Below are 26,433 nucleotides of genomic sequence, written 5' to 3'. Positions count from 1 at the left end.
CGCCCCGTTTTCCCGACTAACCATGCAGGCCTCTCAGGAACCACCGATCCCTGGCGGGCGTGCCCTTCGGCTGGAACAGCGCAATGCGAACTCATCTGTGTGGACGTGTCACCGAGAACGAACTCGACTCGGAGGTGACCCTTTGCGGCTGGGTGAATCGCCGGCGTGACCACGGGGGCGTGATCTTCGTCGATCTGCGCGACCATACGGGTCGGGTGCAGGTGGTGTTCGACCCCGACCGCGAGGACGTCTTCGCGCGTGCCGAGCAGCTGCGCAGCGAGTTCGTGATCCGCATGACCGGCCGCGTGCGCCGCCGCCCCGAGGGCACCGAGAACCCCGATCTGTCCACCGGCGCGGTGGAGATCCTGGGTCTGGAGCTGGAGGTCCTGAACGCCGCGAAGACCCCGCCGTTCCCGCTGGACGACGAGGATGTCGGCGAGGACACTCGCCTGCGCTATCGCTACGTGGACCTGCGCCGCCCGGTGATGCAGGAGCGCCTGCGCCTGCGCGCGCAGGTCTCCGCGGCCATGCGCCGCTTCCTCGAGGAGCGCGATTTCCTCGACCTCGAGACCCCGATGCTGACCAAGGCCACGCCGGAGGGCGCGCGCGACTACCTGGTGCCCAGCCGCACGCATCCGGGCAGCTTCTTTGCCCTGCCGCAGTCGCCGCAGCTGTTCAAGCAGCTGCTGATGATGTCCGGCATGGACCGCTACTACCAGATCACCCGCTGCTTCCGCGACGAGGACCTGCGCGCCGATCGCCAGCCGGAGTTTACCCAGCTGGACATGGAGATGGCCTTCGTCGACGAGGCCGACGTGATGGGCGTGACCGAGGGCCTGATCCGGCACCTGTTCCGCGAGGTGCAGGGCGTGGAACTGCCCGATCCGTTCCCGCGCATGGCCTACGCCGAGGCGATGGCCCGCTTCGGGTCGGACAAGCCCGATCTGCGCATTCCGCTGGAGTTCACCGAACTGACCGAGGTGATGCAGGCGGTGGAGTTCAAGGTCTTCAACGGCCCGGCGAACGACCCCGAGGGCCGCGTGGCCGCGCTGCGCGTTCCGGGCGGAGCCAAGCTCACGCGCAAGGAGATCGACGTCTACACCGAGTACGTCGGCCGCTACGGCGCGAAGGGCCTGGCCTACATCAAGGTCAACGACCCGGCGGATATCGAGGGCGGGCTGCAGTCGCCGATCCTGAAATTCCTGCCGGAGGACGTGACCCGGCAGATCCTGGAAAAGACCGCGGCCGCCGCCGGCGACCTGATCTTCTTCGGTGCGGACAAGGCCTCTGTGGTCAACGAGGCGATCGGCGCGTTGCGCGTGAAGCTCGGCCACGACCTCGAGCTGGTCGAGGCGGGCTGGCAGCCGCTGTGGGTCGTCGACTTCCCGATGTTCGAGTACGACGACGAGGACAAGCGCCTGTACGCCCTGCATCACCCGTTCACTGCCCCGGCGGTGGACAGCCCGGACGCGCTGCGCAATAACCCGCGCGAGGCCCTGTCCCGTGCCTACGACATGGTGCTCAACGGCACCGAAGTGGGCGGTGGCTCCATCCGTATCCACAACCCCGAGATGCAGCAGGCTGCGTTCGAGGCCCTGGGTATCGGCGAGGACGAGGCCCGCGAGAAATTCGGCTTCCTGCTGGATGCGCTGGAGTTCGGTGCCCCGCCGCACGGCGGCCTGGCCTTCGGCCTGGACCGCCTGGTGATGCTGATGAGCGGCGCCCACTCCATTCGCGACGTAATGGCCTTCCCCAAGACCCAGACGGCCGCCTGCCTGCTGACCGACGCCCCGGCGCCGGTCGGCGAGAAGCAGCTGCGCGAGCTGGGCATCCGCCTGCGCGCCAGCGCTACGCAACAGGCCGGGTAGGCAACGGGCCGGTCGTTCACCATGGCCGGCATGCGTACCAGTGTGGTTACGGTCCATGGCTGGCATATGTCCGGCCTGGAGATGGCCCTGCTCGCCCGGCGCCTGCGCGCGGCCGGTCACGCGGTTCACCCCTTCCGCTACGCCTCGCGGCGCCAGACGCCGGAGCAGGCGGGGCGCGCGCTGGCGGCCTTTCTCGACGACGTCCCCGGCGACCTCGTGCACCTGGTCGCCCACAGCCTGGGCGGCGTGGTGGTGCGCCACCTGTTCGAGGTCGCGCCCGTGCAGCGTCCCGGCCGCATCGTGATGCTGGGTTCGCCCCTGGCTGGCAGCCGCGTGGCGGCCCGGCTGGCGCGCAACCGGGCCGGGCACTGGTGGCTGGGCGCGCCCCTGGAACGCGGCCTGCTCGGTGGGAGCCCGATCCTGCGCGGGCGCGACATCGGCATGCTGGCCGGCAGCCGGCCGTTCGGGCCGGGCCCGTTGATTGCGCGCCTGCCGCATCCCCATGATGGCCTGGTCGCGGTGGACGAGACGCGGGGCCCCGACGTCTCGCGTCACCTGACCCTGCCGGTGACGCATATGGGCATGCTGTTCGACACCGTCGTGGCGCGCGAGACCCTGCACTTCCTGGAGGCGGGCGAGTTTCTGCCCTGACGCCGGACGGGCCCGTCAAGCCCGACCACCGCGGTCATCGCGAGGCGCGGAGCGCCGTGGCGATCTCCGTGGCTGGCCCCGGCGCTGGCCCGGGCGGGCGTCGGGGGTTCGGTCCGGAGGTTACTCGCTGCGCGCGCCCTTCGAGCCGGCCTGCGGCCGTTCACCGCCCCTGCGCGGCCCCGCAATGACGAAGGGACCACGGCAGGGGCATGCCGCCCGCATTCGTGATTAGCGCGGCCCCAGCGATTAGACTGTGCGCATTCCGGTGCCCGGCGGCATGCCGGGTCGGCATAACCGAACCCAACTCAAGGAGTCGTGACCGAATGGCAGGCCACAGCAAGTGGGCGAATATCCAGCATCGCAAGAACGCCCAGGACGCCAAGCGCGGCAAACTCTTCACCAAGCTGATCCGCGAGATCACCGTGGCCGCCCGCCAGGGCGGCTCGGACCCGGAGACCAACCCGCGCCTGCGCCTGGCGATCGACAAGGCGCTGGGTTCCAACATGACCCGCGACACCATCGAGCGGGCCGCCAAGCGTGGCGCCGGCGAGACCGATGGCGACAACGTCGAGGAGATCCGCTACGAGGGCTATGGGCCTGGCGGTGCGGCCATCCTGGTCGACTGCATGACTGACAACCGCAACCGCACGGTTGCCGAGGTGCGGCATGCTTTCTCCAAGATGGGCGGCAACCTCGGCACCGACGGCTCGGTCGCCTACCTGTTCCAGAACAAGGGCGTGATCCGTTTCGCCCCGGGCCTGGATGACGAGGTGGTGATGGAGGCCGCGCTGGAGGGCGGGGCCGAGGACGTCCAGGTCGAGGACGACGGTGCGATCGAGGTGATTACCGAGCCGGAGACCTATCAGGACGTGCGCGCCGCACTGACGGAGCGCGGCCTGGAGCCGGAAAACGCCGAGGTCACCTGGCGGCCGGAGACCCTGGCCCCGCTGGATGCGGAGACCGCCGAGTCGGTCCTGAAGCTGCTGGACATGCTCGATGATCTGGACGACGTGCAGAACGTCTACACCAACGCCGACTTCCCCGAAGAAGTCAGCGGTGACTGAACCGGCCGCAGCGTGAGCGGCGTGCGCATCCTCGGGATCGACCCCGGCTCCCGCGTGACCGGCTTCGCGGTCATCGAGTTTGATCGCAGCCGCGGCCGTTCCTGCGGCCACGGCGTGATCCGGCCGAAGGCGAAGGCCTTCCCCGAGCGCCTGGGCGAGATCTTCGCCGGCGTGGTCGAGGTGATCGACGAGCTGAAGCCCGACGTACTGGCCATCGAGTCGGTGTTCGTCGCCCGCAATGCCCAGTCCGCGATCAAGCTGGGGCACGCCCGTGGCGCGGCCATCTGCGCTGCCACCCAGGCCGGTCTGCCGGTACACGAATACGCCCCGCGCGCGATCAAGCTGGCCGTGGTCGGTGTCGGTGGCGCGGACAAGGAGCAGGTCCAGCACATGATGCAGCAACTGTTACGTCTGGCCGAACCGGCCAGCAGCGACGCCGCCGACGCCCTGGCCGTCGCGCTCTGCCACGCCCACACCCGGCAGAACGAGGCGCGCCTGCAGGGCTCGGCTGCTGCGATGATCGGGGGGCGCCCATGATCGCCCGACTGGAGGGGCGGCTGATCAGCCGCGAGGTGAACGGCGTGGTGATCGACGCCGGCGGGGTTGGTTACGAGGTGGATGTCCCGCTGTCCACGCTGGCGGCCCTGCCGGAACCCGGCGAGACGGTCGTGCTGGCGACCCACCTGGTGGTGCGCGAGGATGCCCACCAGCTCTTCGGATTCCTGAACAAGCGTGACCGCGACCTGTTCCGCCGTCTGATCCGCGTCAACGGTATCGGTGCCAAACTGGCGCTGGCCATGCTTTCGACCTACGCCGGCGACGAGCTGGCGGGCCTGATCAGTGGTGGTGACGTGACAGGCCTGGCCAAGGTGCCGGGTATCGGCAAGCGCACCGCCGAACGGGTGGTGCTGGAGCTGGGCGAGCGCCTGGCCGAGATGGGCTTTGCCGCCGCGCCCGCCGGGGCGGCGGCGGGCAGCGAGCCCACGCCGGCTGCCGCGATGGAGGGCGAGGCCCTGGCCGCGCTGGAGTCCCTTGGCTATCCGCGGGCCAGTGCCGAGAAGATGGTTGCGGCGGTCCGCGACCAGGCCGACTCGGTGGAGACGCTGGTGCGTCTCGCGCTGCGCTCTACCGTCAAGCGCTAGCGCGCGAATCCGCGGTGATCCTGGCAGGGACAGCGTGGTCGTCAGCGTTTATGTGCTTTCGGTCCGCCGCCTGCCTCGTGGTGGCTGGTCCTGGTTCGGCCTCCGGTGTTTACGGTGCCTTCGGTCCGCATACTGCCTGGCGCTGACTCGCCAGCGCGCCGCGCCCGTTGTTGATCAAAAACGGGCTTCTTTGCTCGTGCAAAGAAGTACCCAAGAAACACGCCCGACTGCCGCGACCCCGGCCCGCTGCGCGGTCCGGGGTTTCCCTCGCTCCGAGGGTTTTCGCGGGCGGCGCTGAACTCGCTACGCTGCGCTCCGCTCAGACATCCAGCGCCCCCGTTTCTATTTTGAATCGTCCCGCGAAAACCCTCTCCGCTCAGCGCGACGACAACGGGGAGGCAGGTCAAAACAACGGCCGTCCCGACGATACTGCGAGTGGACGAAGGCTAGGTCTTCGGACATCTGGGCACGCTCGGCCTTCGGCCGTTGCGTGCCGCGCCCGCTAGCGGGCGCCGGGGGCTGTCGGACGGCAAGGCCGTTGTTGTGTCGTGGGGTCGGAAATCCTTCTGTCTTGACCTTCGCCTCCCGTATGGAGCCCCTCGCGGAGGGCGTGATGGGCCGGGAGAAGGCGCTGGATGTCTGAGCGGAGCCGAAGGCGCAGCGAGTTCAGCGCCGCCGGCCCAGCACGTCCGGAGCGAGGTTCCCGGGCGAAATCCGGGTGCCCTTCTTTGGGTACTTTCTTGGGCAAGCAAGAAAGGACCTCGGGGCGCGCTGGCGAGTCAGCGCCAGGCAGTATGCGGACCGAAGGCACCGTAAACACCGGAGGCCGAGCCAGGGCCAGCCACAACAAGGCAGGCGAAACACCGGGTGACGAACGGGGGCCAGCCATCAACGCCCAAGAGTGAGGGATCGCCAGGCTGGAGCGGAGAGGCGGATGACGTCGCAAGCGGGCATCTCGTTGGACGCCGCGCGCGGCGCTCGCGTACACTTGAAGGCGTATCCGTACCCGTCCCGCGAGCACCGAACCGTTGTCCAGAACAGGGTCCCGTCCCTGTTGAAACGGTGCGGGCGAGGCCGGGTCAAAGACCCGAATCGATCGCAGTACCGCCGCCGGCGAACCGCCTGGCGGCCCCGACCCAGACCATCCGGAGGTCCCCTGTGTCCGCGCCCGCTCTGCTCGTCCTGGAAGATGGCACTGTGTTTCATGGTCAGGCGATTGGCGCCCAGGGCCAGACGGTCGGCGAGGTGGTGTTCAACACCGCGATGACCGGTTATCAGGAGATCCTCACGGATCCCTCCTACCACCGGCAGATGGTCACGCTGACTTATCCGCATATCGGCAACACCGGGACCAATCCGGAGGATGACGAGTCCGCCCGCGCCCATGCGGCCGGGCTGATCATCCGTGACCTGCCGCCGCTGGTGTCGAACTGGCGCTCGCGCGAATCCTTGCCGGATTACCTGCTGCGCCACGGCATCGTGGCGATCAGCGGGATCGATACCCGCAAACTGACCCGCATTCTGCGCGAGAAGGGCGCGCTGAACGGCTGCATCCAGGCCGGTGAGGTGGACGAGCAAGCGGCCCTGGCCGCCGCGCGCGAGTTTCCCGGCATCAAGGGCATGGACCTGGCGCGCGAGGTCACCACGCGCAGCCGCTACGAATGGCTGGAGGGCACCTGGCAGCTCGGCGAAGAGCCGGCCCGGGTGGACCCGGAGCAGGCTGAATTTCATGTGGTGGCCTACGACTTCGGCATGAAGCAGAACATCCTGCGCAAGCTGGCGGACCGGGGTTGTCGCGTGACCGTGGTGCCGGCCGAGACTCCGGTGGCCGAGGTCATGGAGCTGAAACCCGACGGGGTGTTCCTGTCCAACGGCCCAGGCGACCCCGAGCCCTGCACCTACGCGATCGATGCGATCCGCGACATCTGCGAGCGCAAGCTGCCGCTGTTCGGTATCTGCCTCGGGCACCAACTGCTGGGCATTGCCAGCGGCGGCAAGAGCGTGAAGATGAAGTTCGGCCATCACGGGGCGAACCACCCGATCCGCCACGAGGAAAGCGGGCGGGTGATGATCTCGTCGCAGAATCACGGCTTTGCGATCGACGAGGACAACCTGCCCGATACGCTGACGCCGACCTACCGGTCGCTGTTCGACGGCACGCTGCAGGGGATCGCCCGCACCGACTGCCCGGCCTTCAGCCTGCAGGGACACCCCGAAGCCAGCCCGGGCCCCCACGACGTGTCCCCGGCGTTCGACGACTTCGTCGAGATGATGCGCGCCGCGCGTCGCTAAAGCTCCTCCTCCCGAATTTCCGATATCGACAGCCTGCGAGAGCCGTCACATGCCCAAGCGTACCGACATCCAGAGCATCCTGATCCTCGGGGCCGGCCCGATCGTGATCGGTCAGGCCTGCGAGTTCGACTACTCCGGCGCCCAGGCCTGCAAGGCCCTGCGCGAGGAGGGTTACCGGGTGATCCTGGTGAACTCCAATCCGGCGACCATCATGACCGATCCGGAGATGGCGGATGCCACCTACATCGAGCCGGTGGAGTGGGAGACGGTCGCCAAGATCATCGAGAAGGAGCGCCCGGATGCGGTGCTGCCGACCATGGGCGGTCAGACCGCGCTGAACTGCGCGCTGGACCTGTCGAAGGAAGGCGTGCTCGAGAAGTTCGGGGTGGAGATGATCGGCGCCAACGAGGCGGCGATCGACATGGCCGAGGACCGCGATCACTTCAAGGCGGCGATGGCCGATATCGGTCTGGACACCCCGACCGCGATGCTCGCGCACTCCTGGGAGGAGGCGCAGGAGATCCAGCCGAAGATCGGCTTCCCGGTAATCATCCGCCCGTCGTTCACCCTCGGCGGCTCGGGGGGCGGTATCGCCTACAACCGCGAGGAGTTCGAGTACATTGTCAAGAACGGGCTCGACCTCTCGCCGGTAAACCAGGTGTTGCTGGAGGAATCGGCGCTTGGCTGGAAGGAGTTCGAGATGGAGGTGGTCCGCGACAAGGCGGACAACTGCATCATCATCTGCTCCATCGAGAACCTGGACCCGATGGGCATCCACACCGGGGACTCGATCACTGTGGCCCCGGCGCAGACCCTGACCGACAAGGAATACCAGATCATGCGCGACGCCTCGCTGGCGGTGCTGCGCAAGATCGGCGTGGAAACCGGCGGCTCCAACGTGCAGTTCGCGATCAACCCCGAGAACGGGCGCATGATCGTGATCGAGATGAACCCGCGGGTGTCGCGTTCCTCCGCGCTGGCCTCCAAGGCGACCGGCTTCCCGATCGCCAAGGTCGCGGCCAAGCTGGCGGTGGGCTACACCCTCGACGAGCTGAAAAACGAGATCACCGGCGGGCTGACCCCGGCCTCGTTCGAGCCGTCCATCGACTACGTGGTCACCAAGATCCCGCGCTTCACCTTCGAGAAATTCCCGCAGGCCGAGGCGCGGCTGACCACGCAGATGAAGGCGGTGGGCGAGGCCATGGCCATCGGCCGCACCTTCCAGGAGTCGTTCCAGAAGGCTCTGCGCTCGATGGAGACCGGCATGGACGGCCTCGACGAGCGCATCGACCTGCAAGCCGACGACGTGGTGGACCAGCTGCGCACCAAGCTCGCCAATCCCAGCCCGGAGCAGGTGCTGTACGTGGCCGACGCCTTCCGTGCCGGCTTCTCGATCCAGGACATCTTCGACCTGACGGCGATCGACCCCTGGTTCCTGGCCCAGATCCAGGAGCTGGTGGATGTCGAGAAGGGCCTGCGCGACCGCATCCTGGGCGACATCAAGGCCGAGGAGATGTACCGCCTGAAGCAGCGCGGCTTCTCCGACCTGCGCCTGGCGACGATCCTCAACGAGACCGAAAAGGCCGTGCGCAAGCACCGCCACGGCCTGGGCGTGCGCCCGGTGTACAAGCGGGTGGACACCTGCGCGGCCGAGTTCGCAACCACCACCGCCTACATGTACTCCTCCTATGAAGAGGAGAACGAGGCGGAGCCGACCGACAAGCAGAAGATCATGGTCCTGGGCGGCGGGCCGAACCGCATCGGCCAGGGCATCGAGTTCGACTACTGCTGCGTGCATGCCGCACTCGCCATGCGCGAGGATGGCTACGAGACCATCATGGTCAACTGCAACCCGGAGACGGTCTCCACCGACTACGACACCTCGGATCGCCTGTACTTCGAGCCCCTGACGCTGGAAGACGTGCTGGAGGTCGTGGCGACCGAGAACCCGGCCGGCGTGATCGTGCAGTACGGCGGGCAGACCCCGCTGAAGCTGGCGCGGGATCTCGAGGCGGCCGGGGTGCCGATTATCGGCACCAGCCCGGACTCGATCGACCTGGCCGAGGACCGCGAACGCTTCCAGGCCCTGCTGAACAAGCTGGGACTCAAGCAGCCGCCGAACCGCACCGCGCGCAGCGAGGAAGAGGCGGAGAAGCTGGCCGACGAGATCGGCTACCCACTGGTGGTGCGTCCGTCCTACGTGCTCGGTGGCCGCGCGATGGAGATCGTGCGCGACCGCGAGGACCTGCGCAGCTACATGCAGAACGCGGTGTCCGTCTCCAACGATGCCCCGGTGCTGCTGGATCGCTTCCTGGATGACGCGATCGAGGTTGATGTCGATGCCATCTCGGATGGCGAGAACGTGATCATCGGCGGGATCATGGAACACATTGAGCAGGCCGGCGTGCACTCGGGCGACTCCGCCTGTTCGCTGCCGCCGTTCTCGCTGTCGATGGCGCTACAGGACGCGATGGTCGAGCAGGTGCGCAAGATGGCGCTGGGGCTCAAGGTCGTCGGCCTGATGAACACCCAGTTCGCGATCAAGGGCGACGATATCTACGTGCTGGAGGTCAATCCGCGCGCCTCGCGCACCGTGCCGTATGTCTCCAAGAGCGTCGGCCGGCCGCTGGCCAAGATTGCCGCCCGCTGCATGGCCGGGCAGACCCTGCCCGAGCAGGGCGTGGGCGATGCGGTCTACCCCGATTACTACTCGGTAAAGGAATCGGTGTTCCCGTTCGCCAAGTTCCAGGGCGTGGACCCGATCCTGGGGCCGGAGATGAAGTCCACCGGCGAGGTGATGGGGGTCGGTCGCAGCTTCGCCGAGGCCTTCGCCAAGAGCCAGCTGGGGGCGGGCGTGCTGCTGCCGTCCACCGGCAAGGCCTTCGTGTCCGTGCGCGAGATCGACAAGCCGCTGGTGGGTGAAGTCGCGCGCCGCCTGGTCGAGCTGGGTTTCGAGGTTCTGGCCACCCGGGGCACGGCGAACGTGCTGGAGGAGGCCGGGATCGCGGTGACCCGCGTGAACAAGGTCACCGAGGGTCGTCCGCATATCGTGGACATGATCAAGAACGACGAGATCAGCTTCATCATCAACACCGTGGAGGGCAAGCAGTCGACCTCCGACTCCTACACCATCCGCCGCGAGGCGCTGATGCACAAGGTGGGCTATACCACCACCATTGCTGGGGCCAAGGCCACCGTGCAGGCCCTGGATCATCTGGGGGCGAACGACGTCTTCCGGCTGCAGGACCTCCACCAGGAAAATCTCGGAGGGAAAAGCGCATGAACAAGACGCCCTTGACCGTGACTGGCGCGGAAAAGATGAAGGAAGAGCTGAAGAAGCTGAAGGGCGAGGACCGCCCGCGCGTGGTCAACGCGATCTCCGAGGCGCGCGAGCATGGTGACCTCAAGGAGAACGCCGAGTATCACGCCGCGCGCGAGCAGCAGAGCTTCATCGAGGGCCGCATCCGCGAGCTGGAGGCGAAGCTCTCCAATGCCCAGATCATCGACGTCACGGCCCTGCCGCAGACCGGCAAGGTCGTGTTCGGCACCACGGTGGTGCTGGAGGCGACCGAGGACGGGCGCCAGGTGACCTACAAGATCGTGGGCGAGGACGAGGCCGACATCAAGAACAACATGATCTCGGTGTCTTCCCCGATCGCGCGGGCGCTGATCGGTAAGGAAGAGGGCGATGTGGTCACCGTGCAGGCCCCGGGCGGGGAGACGGAGTACGAGATCCTGGAGGTCCGCTACGTCAACTGACGCCGCCGTATCCGGCTGTCAGGCCGGGTCCAGCGAGACCTTCGGGTCCTCCGGGTTGCGCCGGAACAGGGTGGCGACATGACCGATGCGCTGAATCCGCTCGGCGCCGGTGCGCTCGCACAGTTCCTCGACGGCCCCGTTGCGGGCCTCGCGATCCCCGATATTCACCTTGATCTTGACCAGTTCGTGGTGGGTGAGCGCCAGTTCCAGTTCCGCCAGCACCGCGTCGGTCAGCCCGTTGCGGCCAATGGTCACGACGGGTTTGCGGGGATGGGCGAGGCTGCGCAGGTGGCGGCGTTGCGCGTCGGTCAGATTCACGGGAGGCCGTTTTTCGGTGTTGGAAAGCCAAAATTGTAGCACGCCGAGTGCCGGCGCAAGGATCGGGCATGCCCAAGCGTAGCCGCTCCAGCCAGCGCTGGCTGAAGGAACATTTCGATGACCCCTACGTCCAGCGGGCCCAGCAGGAGGGCTACCGCGGGCGCGCGGTCTACAAGCTGCAGGAGCTCGACGAGCGCGACCGGCTGCTGAAGCCCGGGATGCGCGTGGTGGACCTGGGTGCGGCGCCGGGCGGCTGGACCCAGTACGCCGCGCAGAAAATCGGGCGCAAAGGGGTCCTGGTCGCGACCGATATCCTGCCCATGGATCCCGTGCCGGGCGCGGAGATCGTGACCGGCGACTTCCGCGAGGACGCCGTGCTGGATGCGATCCTGAGCGCGCTCGGGGACGAGCCGGCCGACCTTGTGCTTTCCGATATGGCCCCCAACCTGACCGGTACGGATGCCGTGGATCAGCCGCGTTCCATCCATCTGTGTGAACTGGCGCTGGAGTTGGCCACCCAGATTCTGAACCCCCGGGGGGCTTTTCTGGTCAAGCTGTTTCAGGGCGAAGGTTCCGATGCCTACCTGGCCGAGGTGCGCCGCCGGTTTCGCTCGGTCAAGGTGCGCAAACCGAAGGCCTCGCGGCCTCGGTCACGGGAAGTGTATGTATTGGCACGCGAGCCCCGGGATGTGTAAAGCTGCCTGCAACTGACGATTGATGTTTTTCGAGGTGTCGTTTTGAACGGTCTGGCCAAGAACCTGATCATCTGGGCGGTGATTGCCGTCGTCCTGATGTCTGTCTTCAACAACTTCGGCCCACAGCAGCAGACGCAGGATGTGCGGAGCATTACCTACTCCGAGTTCATCCGCGATGTGCAGGGCGGGCGCGTGGATAACGTGACCATCAAGGGCGAGAAGATCGAGGGCACCACGCTGGAAGGCCAGCGATTCACCACGGTGAATCCGAACGACCCGGGCCTGATCGGCGACCTGCTGCAGAACAATGTGGAGGTCAATGCCCACGAGGAGGCCGAGCGTTCCCTGCTGATGAGCATCCTGATCAGCTGGTTCCCGATCCTGCTGCTGATCGCCGTGTGGATCTACTTCATGCGCCAGATGCAGGGCGGTGGCGCCGGCGGCAAGGGCGCGATGTCCTTCGGCAAGTCCAAGGCCAAGCTGATGTCGGAGGACCAGGTCAAGGTCGGCTTCGGTGACGTGGCCGGCTGCGACGAGGCCAAGGAAGAGGTCACCGAACTGGTGGACTTCCTGCGCGACCCGTCCAAGTTCCAGAAACTCGGCGGCCAGATCCCGCGTGGCGTGCTGATGGTGGGCTCTCCGGGTACCGGCAAGACGCTGCTGGCCAAGGCCATCGCCGGCGAGGCCAAGGTGCCGTTCTTCAGCATCTCCGGTTCCGACTTCGTCGAGATGTTCGTCGGCGTGGGCGCCTCGCGCGTGCGAGACATGTTCTCCGAGGCCAAGAAGCACGCTCCCTGCATTATCTTCATCGACGAGATCGATGCGGTCGGTCGCCAGCGCGGCGCCGGCATGGGCGGTGGTCACGACGAGCGCGAGCAGACGCTGAACCAGCTGCTGGTCGAGATGGACGGCTTCGAGGGCACCGAGGGGGTCATCGTGATCGCCGCGACCAACCGCCCGGACGTGCTGGACCCGGCGCTGCTGCGCCCGGGCCGCTTCGACCGCCAGGTGGTGGTGCCGCCGCCGGACGTGCGCGGCCGCGAGCAGATCCTCAAGGTCCACATGAAGAAGACCCCGATCGCGGAGGATGTGCGCCCGGACCTGATTGCCCGCGGTACGCCGGGCTTCTCCGGGGCGGATCTGGCCAACCTGGTCAACGAGGCGGCGTTGTTCGCGGCCCGGGCCAACAAGCGCCTGGTGGATATGTCCGACTTCGAGCGCGCCAAGGACAAGATCATGATGGGTGCCGAGCGCAAGTCCATGGTGATGTCCGAGGACGAGAAGAAGCTGACCGCCTATCACGAGGCCGGGCATGCGATCGTCGGCCTGACGGTGCCGGAGCATGACCCGGTGTACAAGGTCAGCATCATCCCGCGCGGGCGCGCCCTCGGGGTGACCATGTTCCTGCCGGAGGAAGACCGCTACAGCCACTCGAAGACGCGTCTGGAAAGCCAGCTGGCGAGCCTGTTCGGCGGGCGGCTGGCGGAAGAGATCATCTTCGGCAACGACAAGGTGACCACCGGGGCCTCCAACGACATCGAGCGTGCCACCCAGATCGCGCGCAATATGGTCACCAAGTGGGGCCTGTCGGACAAGCTGGGCCCGCTGGACTACGGCGAGGAAGAGGGGCATCCCTTCCTGGGCGGGCAGATGGGCAAGTCCAAGCCGATGTCCGACGAGACCGCGCGCGAGATCGACGCCGAGGTGCGCCAGATCATCGACACGAATTACCAGCACGCGAAGCAGATCCTGGTGGATAACATCGACAAGCTGCATGCGATGGCCCAGGCACTAGTGAAGTACGAGACCATCGACGACAAGCAGATCGAGGACATCATGGCCGGGCGCGAACCCCGCGAACCCGCCGACTGGGACAGCGGCGGCGGCCCCGGCGGTACCGCGCAGGCCGGCGAGGAGTCCGACGCCAGTGGCTCGGGTGACGGCTCCGAAGGTCGTGATGACGACGACAACAAGGGTGTTGTAGGCGGGCCCGCGCCGCAGTCCTGAGCGGGCCCCCCCGCCGACGCGTCGAACCCAGGCCGCCAGGCCCTTTCCTGGCGGCCTTTTTCGTTGGTAGCAAAGGAGAATGATCGTGCCGACCGATGCACCCGTGCTGCAATGCGGAGCGCGCCGCCTGGACCTGGGGCGGCCACGCATCATGGGTATCCTCAATGTGACCCCGGACTCGTTCTCCGATGGCGGGCAATATGCCCGGGTCGAAGAGGCCCTGGCGCGCGCCCGCGCCATGGTCGCGGAGGGGGCGGATCTCCTCGATGTGGGGGGTGAGTCCACGCGTCCCGGCGCGGAGCCGGTACCACTGGAGGAGGAGCGCCGCCGGGTGCTGCCGGTGATCGAGGCGCTGCACGCGGAAATCGGTGTGCCGCTGTCCGTGGATACGATGAAGCCGGCGTTGATGCGCGAGGCGGTCGCGGCCGGCGCCGGGTTGCTCAACGACGTCAACGGCTTCCGAGCCGAGGGGGCCCTGGAGGCGGCGGTCGAGGCGGCGCGCGAGGATGGCGTGGCGCTTTGCGCGATGCATATGCAGGGCGAGCCGCAGTCGATGCAGCGTGCGCCGCATTACGACGACGTGGTGACCGAGATCGCGGCCTTTTTGGACCAGCGGGTGCGCGAATTGCGGGCCGCCGGCGTGCCGCGAGGCCAGATCCTGCTAGACCCGGGGTTCGGCTTTGGCAAGACCCTGGCGCACAACGTCGCCCTGTTTCGTGGCCTGCCTCATCTGGCCGGGGCCGGCCTGCCGTTGCTGGTCGGCGTTTCGCGCAAATCGATGATCGGCCAGTTGCTGGGGGATCGCCCGGTCGCCGAGCGGGACCCGGGGAGTGCCGTGGCGGCGATGCTGGCGGCGCAGGCCGGGGCGCGTGTCCTGCGTGTGCACAACGTCTCGGCGACCCGCGACGCGCTGGCGCTATACTCGGAGTTGCGGCCGGATGGCGGCGAAGAGCAGGACAATCGAGGGAACTGATGGGCAAGTATTTCGGGACGGACGGGATTCGCGGGCGCACCGGCGAGTGGCCCATGACGCCGGAGTTTGCGCTGCGGTTGGGGTATGCCGTGGGCGAGGTGCTGGGCGAGAACGGCCAGCGCCAGGGCCCGGTGCTGGTGGGCAAGGACACGCGGGTGTCCGGCTACATGTTCGAGTCGGCGCTGGAGGCCGGGCTGTCGGCCGCCGGGCTGGATGTCGCGCTGCTGGGGCCGATGCCCACGCCCGCGATCGCCTACCTGACCCATACCTTCCGTGCGACCGCGGGCATCGTGATCAGTGCCTCGCACAACCCGTTCCACGACAACGGGTTCAAGTTCTTCACGCCCGAGGGCGACAAGCTGCCGGATGCGACCGAGGCCGCGATCGAGGCGCGCCTGGATCAGCCGGCGCAGCCGATCGACGCGGCGCGACTGGGCAAGGCCGTGCGCATCAGCGATGCGGCCGGGCGCTATGTGGAGTTCTGCAAGAGCGCCATCCCGGCGCGCTCCGAGTTGCGCGGCATGAAGGTGGTGATCGACTGCGCCCATGGGGCCACCTACAACGTCTCCCCGCATGTATTCGAGGAGCTGGGCGCCCGTGTCGAGATCCTTGGCGCGAGTCCTGACGGCTACAACATCAACGAGGGCGTGGGCGCCCTGTACCCCGAGAAGGTGGCGGCGCAGGTGCGCGCCAGCGGGGCGGACCTCGGGATTGCCCTGGACGGCGATGGTGACCGCGTGATCCTGGCCGATGCCGATGGCACGGTCGTGGACGGCGATCAGATCCTCGGCATCCTGGCGCTGGCGCGGCAGCAGAGCGGGGGCTTCGATGGTGGGGTGGTCGGGACGCTGATGACCAACCTCGGCCTGGAGCAGGCCCTGAATGGCGCCGGCATCCCGTTCGTGCGCGCGAAGGTCGGGGATCGCTACGTGCTGGAGGAGCTCCGGCGTCGCGACTGGACCCTGGGTGGCGAGGGGTCGGGCCACATCGTCTGCCTCGAGCACACCACGACCGGTGATGGCACGGTCGCGGCGCTGCAGGTCGCCCACCTGATGCATCGCACCGGCCAGCCGCTGTCGGCGCTGGCCGGTGCGATCCCCAAGCTCCCGCAGTGCCTGATCAATGTGCCCGTCAGCGGTGCCGCTTCGGGCTGCCTGGAGGCCGAGCCGGTACGCGCGGAGGTTGCCGCGGTCGAGGGCCAGCTGGGCCAGCGCGGCCGAGTGCTGCTGCGTCCCTCGGGTACCGAACCGCTGGTGCGGGTGATGGTCGAGGGCGAGGACGCGAACGAGACCCGCTCGGCCGCTGAGCGCATCGCCGACAGTATCCGCGCGGCGATCTGACGCCCTCGGCGCCCGCGGGCGGCTCTCCCTGCGTCACCCCGCGCCGGGCGCCGCCGGCGTGGCGCGTGCCGGCTTGGTTGATTTGCTCCCGGTGCGCCGGTAACATCCCGCCGCTCTAATCATCATGATCGGACCCCGTCTATCCATGGGGTGCGTCCGACCGCAGGAGGAAGATCCGCATGCGCACGCCGCTGGTCGCCGGAAACTGGAAGATGAACGGTTCGCGGGACGCGAACCGCGCGCTCCTGAGCGCCCTGAAGGGCAGCCTGGGCGATATCCGGGGCGTGGACGTGGCGGTGTGTCCGCCCGCGGTCTACCTCGCCGAAATCGCCGACGACCTCTCGGGCGGCCCCATTGCGGTGGGTGCCCAGGATTGCTCGGACCAGGAGAAGGGCGCCTACACCGGCGAACTGGCCGGCGCCATGCTGGCCGAGGTCGGCTGCCGTTACGTGATCGTCGGGCACTCCGAGCGCCGTGAGCGGCAGAACGAGGACAGTGCCTGGGTGGCCGCGAAATTCGTTGCGGCCCAGGCGGCCGGCCTGATTCCGATCCTGTGTGTCGGCGAGCAGAAGGACGACCGCGAGGGTGGCCGTACCGAGAGCGTCGTGGCCGAGCAGCTGGATGCGGTGCTGGACGCGGCCGGGGTCGAGGCCTTCGCCAGTGCCGTGGTGGCCTACGAGCCGGTCTGGGCGATCGGCACCGGGCTGACCGCCACGCCGGAACAGGCCCAGGAGGTGCATGCCTTCATCCGAAATCGCGTCGCCGGCCGCGACCCGCGCATCGCCGCGGAGCTGCGCATTCTCTACGGCGGCAGCATGAAGGCCGACAATGCATCCGGGCTGCTGGCGCTGGAGGATATCGACGGCGGTCTCATCGGCGGCGCCTCGCTGGATGCCGACGGGTTCACCGCCATCGTCCGTGCCGCGGGCGAGCGAGTCGCAGCATGATTTACGGCCTGCTCCTGGTTGTCCAGGTCGCGGTCTCGATCGGCCTGATCGCGCTGATCCTGATGCAGCACGGCAAAGGGGCCGATGCCGGCGCCGCCTTCGGCAGCGGGGCTTCGGCAACGGTGTTCGGGGCGGCCGGTTCGGCCAACTTTCTGAGCCGTTCGACCGCGTTTCTGGCGGTGGTGTTCTTCCTGAATAGCCTGACACTGGCCTATCTGGCCGCCTCCAGCCCGGAGGCCGAGAGCCTGCTGGACCAGATGGAGGCCATGGAAGAGGAAGGTGACGGTCCGCCGGATCTTCCGCGCGAGGTGGTCCCGGGGCAGGAGCCCGCGGGCGATACCCCGCAATCCGGCCGGCCGGCCGACGTGCCCGACTGATCCCGGGTACCTGTACCAAACGGCAGATGTGGTGGAATTGGTAGACACGCTATCTTGAGGGGGTAGTGGCGCAAGCCGTGTGGGTTCGAGTCCCACCATCTGCACCAAATTCTGGATGGCCCGGGTTGCTCTCTGTTCCTGAGTGCCCGGGCCAAATAACAATAAAATCAGCGTCTTATAAAATTACGAATACTTGACACCGTTTTTGGGCATCACCTAGACTCCGTGCCCGGTGTGCGGTCCTGTCTCGTCTCCACGAGGGCGGTCCGTACCCGCGCTTTCAACCAGCAACGCTGAACGGCTCGCCGGCGCGCCCGATCCACGCGACGCCTCGCGAACCTGCCCGCCAGAGGCGGCGTACGGGAGAGAGAAATGCTGGAAGGTTATCTACCCATCCTGCTGTTCATCGCAGTGGGCATCGTGATCGGGATCGTACCGCTGATCGTCGGTATGGCGGTGGGTCCGCGCAAGCCGGACGCCGCCAAGAACTCGCCCTACGAGTGCGGCTTCGAGGCCTTCGAGGACTCGCGGCTCAAGTTTGATGTGCGCTTCTACCTGGTGGCGATCCTGTTCATCATCTTCGATCTGGAGATCGCCTTCCTGTTCCCGTGGGCAGTGTCGCTAGACACCATTGGCCTGTTCGGGCTTCTTGCGATGGCGCTGTTTCTCGTCATTCTGGTGGTCGGTTTCATTTACGAGTGGAAGAAGGGGGCGCTGGAATGGGAATAGAAGGCGTTCTTGAAAAGGGCTTCGTCACGACCTCGGCGGACAAGCTCATCAACTGGGCCCGTACCGGCTCCCTGTGGCCGATGACCTTCGGCCTGGCGTGCTGCGCGGTGGAGATGATGCACGCCGGTGCGGCGCGCTATGACCTCGACCGCTTCGGGATTATCTTCCGGCCCAGTCCGCGCCAGTCGGACGTGATGATCGTCGCCGGCACCCTGGTCAACAAGATGGCCCCGGCCCTGCGCAAGGTCTACGACCAGATGCCCGAGCCGCGCTGGGTGATCTCCATGGGCTCCTGTGCCAACGGGGGCGGGTACTACCACTACTCCTACGCCGTCGTGCGCGGCTGCGACCGCATCGTGCCGGTGGATGTCTACGTGCCGGGCTGCCCGCCGACGGCCGAGGCGCTGCTCTACGGCATCATCCAGCTGCAGAACAAGATCCGGCGCACGAACACCATCGCGCGCTGACGCACCCGGGGTTTCCGATGGCTGAACAAGACAACTGGATCGACGCCCTGCGGGCGGAACTGGGCGATGCCCTGGAAAGCCTGCACGAGGCGAACGACGAGATCACCGTCGATATCACGCCCGGGTCCTGGCGCGAGGCGGGCGAGAAGCTCCGTGATGCGCTGGGTTTCGAGATCCTGATCGACCTGTGCGGGGTGGATTACCTCGAATACGGCCAGGACGAGTGGGGTACCGATTCCGCTACCAATACGGGCTTCTCCCGGGGAGTCGAGGCTGCGACCTCGGGGCGCTTCACCTTCGATGACGCGCCGGAAGATTCCAACTGGGACGGGCCGCGCTTCACCGTGGTGGCCCACCTCCTGTCGGTGGCGCACAACCGCCGCGTCCGCATGCGGGCCTGGCTGGACGATGAGGAATTTCCCGAGATCGAGTCGCTGGTGGAGGTCTGGGCCTCGGCCAACTGGTTCGAGCGCGAGGCCTTCGATCTGTTCGGCATCCTGTTCTCCGGGCACCCGGACCTGCGCCGCATCCTCACCGACTACGGCTTTGTCGGCCACCCGTTCCGCAAGGACTTCCCGCTGATCGGCCACGTCGAGATGCGTTACGACGCCGAACAGGCGCGCGTGGTGTACCAGCCAGTGACCATCGAGCCCCGCGTGCTGGTGCCCAAGGTGATCCGCGACGACCATCGCTACAGCGAGGGCGAGAAGCCGGGCGAAGGAGCCGAGAATGCCTGAGATTCGCAACTTCACCCTGAACTTCGGGCCGCAGCATCCGTCCGCCCACGGCGTGCTGCGTCTGGTGCTGGAGATGGACGGCGAGGTCGTGCAGCGCGCCGACCCGCATATCGGTCTGCTCCATCGCGGCACCGAGAAGCTCGCCGAGAGCAAGCCCTACAACCAGTCCATCGGCTATATGGACCGTCTCGACTACGTGTCGATGATGGCCAACGAGCACGGCTACGTGCTGGCGATGGAGAAGCTGCTGGGCATCGAGGCCCCGCTGCGGGCGCAGTACATCCGGGTAATGTTCGACGAGATCACCCGCATCCTGAATCACCTGATGTGGCTGGGTGCGCATGCGCTGGATATCGGCGCGATGGCGGTGTTCCTGTATGCCTTCCGCGAGCGCGAGGACCTGATGGACTGCTACGAGGCGGTCTCGGGTGCGCGCATGCACGCGACCTATTACCGTCCGGGCGGCGTGGCGCGCGACCTGCCGGGCACGATGCCCAAGTATCAGCCGTCCTCCTGGAAATCCCAGGAAGTGGTGGATGACCTGAATAAAATCCGCCAGGGCTCGCTGCTGGACTTCATCGAGGCCTTCACCGAGCGCTTCCCCGGCTGCGTGGACGAATACGAGACCCTGCTGACTGACAACCGGATCTGGAAGCAGCGCACCGTGGGCATCGGCGTGGTCGATCCCGACCGCGCCAAGCAGCTGGGCTTCACCGGCCCGATGCTGCGCGGCTCCGGCATCGAGTGGGACCTGCGCAAGAAGCAGCCCTACGAGGTCTATGACCGCCTCGATTTCGATATCCCGGTGGGCGTCAACGGCGACTGCTACGACCGCTATCTGGTGCGCATCGAGGAGATGCGCCAGTCCAACCGCATCATCCGTCAGTGCGTGGACTGGCTGCGCCAGAACCCGGGCCCGGTGCTGCTGGAGGATCACAAGATCACCCCGCCGAAGCGCGAGGAGATGAAGGCCGACATGGAGGCCCTGATCCACCACTTCAAGCTGTTCACCGAGGGCATGTGCCTGCCGGAAGGCGAGGCCTACGCCGCGGTGGAGCATCCGAAGGGCGAGTTCGGGGTGTATCTGGTCTCGGATGGTTCCAACAAGCCCTATCGCCTGAAGGTCCGTCCGCCGGGCTTTGTGCACCTGTCCGCGCTGGACGAGATGGCGCGCGGCCACATGCTGGCCGATGTGGTCGCCATTATCGGGACCCAGGACATCGTATTCGGGGAGATCGACCGCTGATGGCTGCCGAACAGAAAACCGTCGCCTTCCACAAGCCCGCCGGCAAGAAGGTGGAGCTCAGCGACCACGAGCGCGAAGAGATCGACGCCTGGCTGGCGCGCTATCCCGAAGACCAGAAGCGCTCTGCGGTGCTGGGCGCCCTGCGCGCGGTGCAGCACGAGGATGGCTATCTCTCCACCGCCAAAATGGACGCCGTCGCCGAGTACCTCGGCCTGCCGGCGATCGCGGTCTACGAGGTGGGCTCGTTCTACTCGATGTACGAGCTGGAGCCGGTCGGCAAGCACACGATCATGGTGTGCAACAACATCTCCTGCATGCTGCGCGGCTCGGAGCAGATCATCGAGCACTTGGAGAACCGTCTCGGCATCAAGCTCGGCGAGAGCACGCCGGACGGCAAGTTCTACCTGAAGATGGAAGAGGAGTGCCTGGCGGCCTGCTGTGGCGCCCCGATGATGCAGGTGGATCACGTCTACTACGAGAATCTCACGCCCGAGAAGGTCGACGAGATCCTCGACGGTCTGGAGAAGTAGCATGGCCAACCAGATCTGCTTTGCGACCCGCTACCTGGACGATCCGGCCTCGCTCGAGACCTACAAGAGCGTCGGCGGCTACCAGGCGCTGGAGAAGGTCTACAAGGGCAAGATGGCCCCCGAGGACGTGATCGAGGAGGTCAAGACCTCCAACCTGCGCGGCCGCGGCGGCGCGGGCTTCCCGACCGGGCTCAAATGGTCCTTCATGCCGCGCAACACCCCGGGCCAGAAGTACATCGTCTGCAATTCGGACGAATCCGAGCCGGGCACCTGCAAGGACCGCGAGATCCTGATGTACAACCCGCATGCCCTGATCGAGGGCATGGCGATCGCCGGCTACGCGATTGGCGCGACCGTGGGCTACAACTACATGCGCGGCGAGTTCATGGACGAGGTGAACACGCGCTTCACCGCGGCGCTGAAAGAGGCCTACGAGGCCGGCTATCTGGGCAAGGATATCTTCGGGTCCGGGGTCGACTTCGATCTCCACCCGTCGCTGGGCGCGGGCGCCTACATCTGTGGCGAGGAGACGGCCCTGCTGGAGTCGCTGGAGGGCAAGAAGGGCCAGCCGCGCTTCAAGCCGCCGTTCCCGGCCAACTTCGGTCTGTACGGCAAGCCGACCACGATCAACAACACCGAGTCGCTGGCGTCCATCCCGTCCATCATTCGGAATGGTGGCCAGTGGTTCGCGGATCTCGGCGTGCCCAAGTCGGGTGGCGAGAAGCTGTTCTCCGTCTCCGGGCATGTGAACAAGCCGGGCAACTACGAGATCCCGCTGGGCACGCCGTTCAAGGATCTCCTCGAGATGGCCGGCGGGGTGCTGAACGGCCGCAAGCTGAAGGCGGTGATCCCGGGCGGCTCCTCGGTGCCGGTGGTCCCGGGCGACGTGATGCTGCAGGCCAACATGGACTTCGACTCCATCGCCCATGCCGGCTCCATGCTGGGTTCCGGCGCGGTGATCGTGATGGACGAGACCGCCGACATGGTCAAGGCCCTGCAGCGCATCTCGCGTTTCTACTTCTCCGAGTCCTGCGGCCAGTGCACGCCCTGCCGCGAGGGGACCGGCTGGCTCTACCGCATGCTGACCCGCATCGTGGAAGGCCAGGGCCGTCCCGAGGACCTGGAACGCCTGGACGACGTGGCGAGCAAGATCGAGGGGCACACCATCTGCGCCCTGGGCGACGCCGCGGCCATGCCGGTGCGCAGCTTCGTCAAGCACTTCCGCCACGAATTCGAATACTACATCCAGCACGGCCGGAGCCCGGTGGCAGACGCCGCCTGACGCTCTACCGCGCCATCGCATCAGGAATCGAGCATGAGTCAGGATCAGAAACAGGATCTGGTCAGCATCGAGATTGACGGCCGTACGGTGGAGGCGCCCAAGGGCGCCATGCTCATCGACGTCGCCGATGATGCCGATATCCGCATCCCGCGCTTCTGCTATCACAAGAAGCTGTCGGTGGCGGCCAACTGCCGCATGTGCCTGGTGGAGGTGGAGAAGGCGCCGAAGCCGCTGCCGGCCTGTGCGACGCCCGTGATGGACGGGATGAAGGTGTACACCCAGTCCCCGCTGGCGCTGCGCGCGCAGAAGGGGACCATGGAGTTCCTGCTGATCAACCACCCGCTGGATTGCCCGATCTGCGATCAGGGCGGCGAGTGCGAGCTGCAGGACGTGGCCATGGGCTACGGCGAGAGCGTGTCCACCTACACCGAGGCCAAGCGCGTGGTGAAGGACAAGGACATCGGTCCGCTGATCGAGACCGAGATGACCCGCTGCATCCACTGCACCCGCTGTGTGCGCTTCGGCGAGGAGATCGCCGGGGTGCGCGAGCTGGGGGCGACCGGGCGCGGCGAGCACATGCGCATCGGCACCTACGTCGAGAAGACCGTCGCCCACGAGCTGTCGGGCAACGTGATCGACCTGTGCCCGGTGGGCGCGCTGACCGCCAAGCCGTCGCGCTATGGCGCGCGTGCCTGGGAATATGCCCAGGCCGCCACCATTGCCCCGCACGATGCCGTGGGCTCCAACCTGTTCCTGCATACCGATGACGGCCGCGCGATGCGCGTGGTCCCGCGCGAGAACGAGGCCGTCAACGAGACCTGGATCTCCGACCGCGACCGTTTCAGCTACACGGGCCTGTACGCCGAGGATCGCCTGACCCGTCCGCGCATCAAGGTCGATGGCCAGTGGCAGGAGGTCTCCTGGGAGACCGCGCTGAGCTATGCGGTCGAGGGCCTCAAAGAGGTCGCTCCGGAGCGCATCGGCGCCCTGTTGTCGCCTTCGCTCTCGCTGGAGGAGCACTATCTCGCGCAGAAGGTGCTGCGCGGCATGGGTGTGACCGATATCGATCACCGCGTGAACCAGCGCGATTTCCGCGACGAGGCCGCAGCGCCGCTGTTCCCCTATCTGGGTGCCGCGATCGGCGATCTGGAAAACGCCGATGGCGTCCTGCTGGTCGGCAGCAACCCGCGTCGCGAGCAGCCGCTGATTGCGCACCGCCTGCGCAAGGCCGCCTCGCGTGGTGCCCGGGTCAGCCTGATCAACGACATGCTGCTGGATCTGACCTATCCGGTGCAGGCCCAGCTGGTCGGTGACGCGCACGACCAGGTGCTGGCGCTGGCCGGGGTCGCCGGACAGATCGCCGCGGCCGGCAAGGCGCTGCCGAAGAAGCTGGAAAAGGTCGTCAAGGCGGCCGAGACCGACGACCCCGCCACGCGCGAGGCCTTCGAACGCGCCGCGCGGGCCCTGCTGGACGCGAAGCAGGGTCACGTCCTGCTCGGGGCTGCCGCGATGCAGGGGCCGGCCTTCTCCACGTTGCGGGCCCTGGCCGGCTGGATCGCCAAGCATACCGGGGCGAGCCTGGGCTACCTCCCGCAGGGCGCCAATGCCGGGGGCGCATGGCTCGCGGGTGTACTGCCGCATCGCGGTCCGGCCGGCCGCGAGCTGGAGACTGCCGGCGCCGATGCCGCCGCGATGCTGGAACAGGGCCGCGACGCCTTCGTGATCGCCGGGCTCGAGCCGGGGCGTGACGGCGCCGACCCGGTCGCCTTCCGCGCGGCCCTGCAACAGGCCGGGCTGGTCGTCGCACTCACCAGTTTCGCGAACGAGGACCTCGAGGCGGTCGCCGATGTTCTGCTGCCGATCGCCACCAGCTTCGAGCACTCCGGAACCTTCGTGAACGCCGAGGGTCGCTGGCAGAGCTTCCGCGCCGCCGCGCGCACGCCGGATGACGCGCGCCCCGGGTGGAAGGTGTGGCGTGTGCTGGGCAACCTGCTGGAGCAGGCCGGCTTCGATTATCTCGACTCGCCTGCGGTGCGGGACGAGCTGAAGGGGCAGCTGGCCGATGCCAGCTTCGACACGGGCGTCAACCTGAACAAGGTGCATGTGGAACTGCCCGAGGCCGGCAGCGGCGAGGGCCTTCTGCGCGTGCAGGCGGCCGCTCTCTACAGCGGCGATCCGCTGCTTCGCCGCGCCGAGCCGTTGCAGACCAGCCCCGAGGGGCAACTGGCGGAGAGCGTGCTGGTGCACCCCGACTCCGCCGGCGGGCATGCCCACGGCAGTCGCGTGCGGCTGCGTCAGGGCAAGGCCGAGACGGAACTGACCCTGCTGCTGGACGATTCGGTACCGCCGGGCCTGGCCGTGACCTTCGCGGGCTCCGCGGCGATGGGGGCCCTCGGCCTGCCGAACACCACGGTCGCGCTGGCGCGGGCCTGAGGGACTTAAGACATGTTCGACTGGATGATGAACCTCTTCTACAGCCTGCCGACCGTGATGCAGATCCTGATCGGCATTCAGCTGATCGTGATCCCGCTGATGCTGGCCGTGGCCTACACCACCTTTGCCGAGCGCAAGGTGATTGGCTACGCCCACGTGCGGGTGGGCCCGAACCGGGTCGGCCCGCGGGGCTGGCTGCAGCCGATCGCGGATGCGCTGAAGCTGCTGACCAAGGAGGTCATCCTCCCGACCAACGCCAACCGCTTTCTGTTCCTGAGCGCGCCGGTACTGACGATCGCCCCGGCCCTGGCCGCCTGGGCGGTGGTGCCGTTCTTCGAGGGCGGGGCGCTGGCGGATGTGAATGCCGGACTCCTGTACCTGCTGGCGCTGACCTCGCTGGGTGTGTACGGCATCATCATCGCCGGCTGGGCCTCGAACTCGAAATACGCGCTGCTGGGTTCGCTGCGTTCGGCCGCGCAGCTGGTGTCCTACGAGATCGCGATGGGCTTTGCCCTGGTCGGGGTGCTGATGGCCGCCGGCACCCTGAACGTGGGCGGGATTATCGAGGCGCAGTCGGGGAGCATGTACCACTGGTTCCTGCTCCCGCTGCTGCCGATGTTCTTCGTGTATTTCATCTCCGGGATCGCGGAGACCAACCGCGCCCCGTTCGACGTCGCGGAAGGCGAGTCCGAGATCGTCGCGGGTTTCCATGTGGAATACTCGGGCATGGCGTTCGCGGTGTTCTTCCTCGCGGAATATGCCAACATGATCCTGATCTCGGCGCTGACCGCGATCCTGTTCCTCGGCGGCTGGCTGTCGCCGTTCCAGGGGATCCTGCCGGCGGCCGCCTTCGATCTGCCGGTGATCGGTTCGTTGCTGGATCACGGGATCCACTGGTTCCTGTTCAAGACCGCGATCTTCCTGTTCGCCTTCCTGTGGTTCCGCGCCACCTTCCCGCGCTATCGCTATGACCAGATCATGCGCCTGGGCTGGAAGGTCCTGATCCCGGTGACCATCGTCTGGTTGTTCGTCGAGGGCGTGCTGGTCGCCTTCAACGTCGGCCCGTGGTTCGCGTGAGGAGTTCGAGATGAAAGCCGTGCGCCGTTTCTTCAAGAGTTTCCTGTTCTTCGAGCTGCTGCTGGGGCTGCGCCTGACCGGGCGCTACCTGCTGAGTCGCAAGTTCACCGTGCAGTACCCGGACGAGAAGACTCCGATGTCGCCGCGTTTCCGGGGCCTGCATGCCCTGCGCCGCTACCCCAATGGGGAAGAGCGCTGCATCGCCTGCAAGCTGTGCGAGGCGGTCTGCCCGGCGCTGGCGATCACCATCGATTCCGAGGAGCGCGCCGACGGCACGCGCCGCACCACGCGCTATGACATCGACCTGTTCAAGTGCATCTTCTGCGGCTTCTGCGAGGAGGCCTGCCCGGTGGATTCCATCGTCGAGACGCACATCTTCGAGTACCACTTCGAGAACCGGGGCGAGCAGATCATGACCAAGGACAAGCTCCTGGCCATTGGTGATCGCTTCGAAAAAGAGATCGCGCAGGCGCGCGCGGTCGATGCCCCCTACCGGTAA

The 26,433-nt window shown here is 67.0% G+C and carries 24 protein-coding genes and 1 tRNA gene; 24 read left to right on the top strand and 1 reads right to left on the bottom strand.

Annotated elements, in window-relative coordinates; translation table 11 throughout:
* The first annotated feature begins 83 nt into the window (after window positions 1-83).
* The 8 genes from aspS (at window position 84) to greA (ending at window position 10,776) form a co-directional block, all read left to right on the top strand.
* Entirely contained in the window at window positions 84-1,868 is a 1,785-nt protein-coding gene (aspS, locus tag D107_RS0109465) for an aspartate--tRNA ligase (protein WP_018881331.1), read from the top strand.
* A gap of 21 nt (window positions 1,869-1,889) precedes the next feature.
* Window positions 1,890-2,519 carry a triacylglycerol lipase gene (locus D107_RS0109460; RefSeq protein ID WP_018881330.1) on the top strand — a complete coding sequence of 210 codons (630 nt, stop codon included), beginning with the start codon at window positions 1,890-1,892 and terminating at the stop codon, window positions 2,517-2,519.
* Between the two features lie 323 nt (window positions 2,520-2,842).
* Window positions 2,843-3,583 (top strand): YebC/PmpR family DNA-binding transcriptional regulator, encoded by a 741-nt coding sequence (locus D107_RS0109455; protein WP_018877156.1) that lies wholly within the window; start codon window positions 2,843-2,845, stop codon window positions 3,581-3,583.
* A 21-nt stretch (window positions 3,584-3,604) separates the two neighbouring features.
* On the top strand, window positions 3,605-4,120 hold the full coding sequence (gene ruvC, locus D107_RS0109450) for a crossover junction endodeoxyribonuclease RuvC (RefSeq protein ID WP_026279293.1): 516 nt from the start codon (window positions 3,605-3,607) through the stop codon (window positions 4,118-4,120).
* Entirely contained in the window at window positions 4,117-4,725 is a 609-nt protein-coding gene (gene ruvA, locus D107_RS0109445; protein ID WP_018867436.1) for a Holliday junction branch migration protein RuvA, read from the top strand. Before ruvC ends, ruvA begins: the two co-directional genes overlap by 4 nt.
* A gap of 1,158 nt (window positions 4,726-5,883) precedes the next feature.
* A complete protein-coding gene (gene carA, locus D107_RS0109440) occupies window positions 5,884-7,017 on the top strand; it encodes a glutamine-hydrolyzing carbamoyl-phosphate synthase small subunit (RefSeq protein ID WP_018881329.1) in 1,134 nt (377 codons plus the stop codon).
* 49 nt (window positions 7,018-7,066) lie between these two features.
* Window positions 7,067-10,300, top strand: a complete 3,234-nt coding sequence (carB, locus tag D107_RS0109435; protein ID WP_018881328.1) for a carbamoyl-phosphate synthase large subunit — start codon at window positions 7,067-7,069, stop codon at window positions 10,298-10,300.
* Entirely contained in the window at window positions 10,297-10,776 is a 480-nt protein-coding gene (gene greA, locus D107_RS0109430) for a transcription elongation factor GreA (RefSeq protein WP_018867783.1), read from the top strand. The genes carB and greA overlap by 4 nt, the downstream gene beginning before the upstream one ends.
* 18 nt (window positions 10,777-10,794) lie before the next feature.
* Here greA and yhbY read toward each other — a convergent pair whose 3' ends face one another.
* Entirely contained in the window at window positions 10,795-11,094 is a 300-nt protein-coding gene (gene yhbY / locus D107_RS0109425) for a ribosome assembly RNA-binding protein YhbY (protein ID WP_018867784.1), read from the bottom strand.
* A gap of 68 nt (window positions 11,095-11,162) precedes the next feature.
* Here yhbY and rlmE point away from each other — a divergent pair, with 68 nt between their 5' ends.
* The 16 genes from rlmE (at window position 11,163) to nuoI (ending at window position 26,433) form a co-directional block, all read left to right on the top strand.
* Complete coding sequence (rlmE, locus tag D107_RS0109420) at window positions 11,163-11,789, top strand: 23S rRNA (uridine(2552)-2'-O)-methyltransferase RlmE (protein WP_018867785.1); 627 nt, start codon at window positions 11,163-11,165, stop codon at window positions 11,787-11,789.
* Between the two features lie 42 nt (window positions 11,790-11,831).
* Complete coding sequence (gene ftsH / locus D107_RS0109415) at window positions 11,832-13,796, top strand: ATP-dependent zinc metalloprotease FtsH (RefSeq protein WP_018875886.1); 1,965 nt, start codon at window positions 11,832-11,834, stop codon at window positions 13,794-13,796.
* 79 nt (window positions 13,797-13,875) lie between these two features.
* Complete coding sequence (gene folP, locus D107_RS0109410) at window positions 13,876-14,769, top strand: dihydropteroate synthase (RefSeq protein ID WP_018867787.1); 894 nt, start codon at window positions 13,876-13,878, stop codon at window positions 14,767-14,769.
* Window positions 14,769-16,109, top strand: a complete 1,341-nt coding sequence (glmM, locus tag D107_RS0109405) for a phosphoglucosamine mutase (protein ID WP_018867788.1) — start codon at window positions 14,769-14,771, stop codon at window positions 16,107-16,109. Before folP ends, glmM begins: the two co-directional genes overlap by 1 nt.
* A gap of 179 nt (window positions 16,110-16,288) precedes the next feature.
* Window positions 16,289-17,056, top strand: coding sequence for a triose-phosphate isomerase (gene tpiA / locus D107_RS0109400; RefSeq protein ID WP_018875888.1), 768 nt, complete (start codon window positions 16,289-16,291; stop codon window positions 17,054-17,056).
* Window positions 17,053-17,433 (top strand): preprotein translocase subunit SecG, encoded by a 381-nt coding sequence (secG, locus tag D107_RS0109395; protein ID WP_018867790.1) that lies wholly within the window; start codon window positions 17,053-17,055, stop codon window positions 17,431-17,433. The genes tpiA and secG overlap by 4 nt, the downstream gene beginning before the upstream one ends.
* A 22-nt stretch (window positions 17,434-17,455) precedes the next feature.
* A tRNA-Leu gene (locus tag D107_RS0109390) sits at window positions 17,456-17,540 on the top strand.
* Between the two features lie 265 nt (window positions 17,541-17,805).
* Complete coding sequence (locus tag D107_RS0109385) at window positions 17,806-18,162, top strand: NADH-quinone oxidoreductase subunit A (protein ID WP_017941353.1); 357 nt, start codon at window positions 17,806-17,808, stop codon at window positions 18,160-18,162.
* On the top strand, window positions 18,153-18,629 hold the full coding sequence (locus D107_RS0109380) for an NADH-quinone oxidoreductase subunit B family protein (protein WP_012982122.1): 477 nt from the start codon (window positions 18,153-18,155) through the stop codon (window positions 18,627-18,629). Before D107_RS0109385 ends, D107_RS0109380 begins: the two co-directional genes overlap by 10 nt.
* A gap of 17 nt (window positions 18,630-18,646) precedes the next feature.
* A complete protein-coding gene (locus D107_RS0109375; protein WP_018867791.1) occupies window positions 18,647-19,366 on the top strand; it encodes an NADH-quinone oxidoreductase subunit C in 720 nt (239 codons plus the stop codon).
* On the top strand, window positions 19,359-20,612 hold the full coding sequence (locus D107_RS0109370; RefSeq protein ID WP_017941350.1) for an NADH-quinone oxidoreductase subunit D: 1,254 nt from the start codon (window positions 19,359-19,361) through the stop codon (window positions 20,610-20,612). The genes D107_RS0109375 and D107_RS0109370 overlap by 8 nt, the downstream gene beginning before the upstream one ends.
* Window positions 20,612-21,142 (top strand): NAD(P)H-dependent oxidoreductase subunit E, encoded by a 531-nt coding sequence (nuoE, locus tag D107_RS0109365; RefSeq protein WP_012982125.1) that lies wholly within the window; start codon window positions 20,612-20,614, stop codon window positions 21,140-21,142. Before D107_RS0109370 ends, nuoE begins: the two co-directional genes overlap by 1 nt.
* Before the next feature lies 1 nt (window position 21,143).
* A complete protein-coding gene (gene nuoF / locus D107_RS0109360) occupies window positions 21,144-22,424 on the top strand; it encodes an NADH-quinone oxidoreductase subunit NuoF (protein ID WP_018867793.1) in 1,281 nt (426 codons plus the stop codon).
* A 33-nt stretch (window positions 22,425-22,457) separates the two neighbouring features.
* The gene (gene nuoG / locus D107_RS0109355; protein WP_018881327.1) at window positions 22,458-24,857 is read left to right on the top strand and encodes an NADH-quinone oxidoreductase subunit NuoG; all 2,400 of its coding nucleotides are present in this window, start codon (window positions 22,458-22,460) and stop codon (window positions 24,855-24,857) included.
* 12 nt (window positions 24,858-24,869) lie between these two features.
* Window positions 24,870-25,934 carry an NADH-quinone oxidoreductase subunit NuoH gene (gene nuoH / locus D107_RS0109350; RefSeq protein ID WP_018867795.1) on the top strand — a complete coding sequence of 355 codons (1,065 nt, stop codon included), beginning with the start codon at window positions 24,870-24,872 and terminating at the stop codon, window positions 25,932-25,934.
* 10 nt (window positions 25,935-25,944) lie between these two features.
* Window positions 25,945-26,433, top strand: coding sequence for an NADH-quinone oxidoreductase subunit NuoI (gene nuoI / locus D107_RS0109345; protein WP_018141815.1), 489 nt, complete (start codon window positions 25,945-25,947; stop codon window positions 26,431-26,433).

This window comes from Thioalkalivibrio sp. ALE30 (assembly GCF_000377465.1).
GTDB lineage: Bacteria > Pseudomonadota > Gammaproteobacteria > Ectothiorhodospirales > Ectothiorhodospiraceae > Thioalkalivibrio.
Note: the sequence above shows the minus strand (reverse complement) of the source record. Positions and strands in the feature narration are given on the sequence as shown.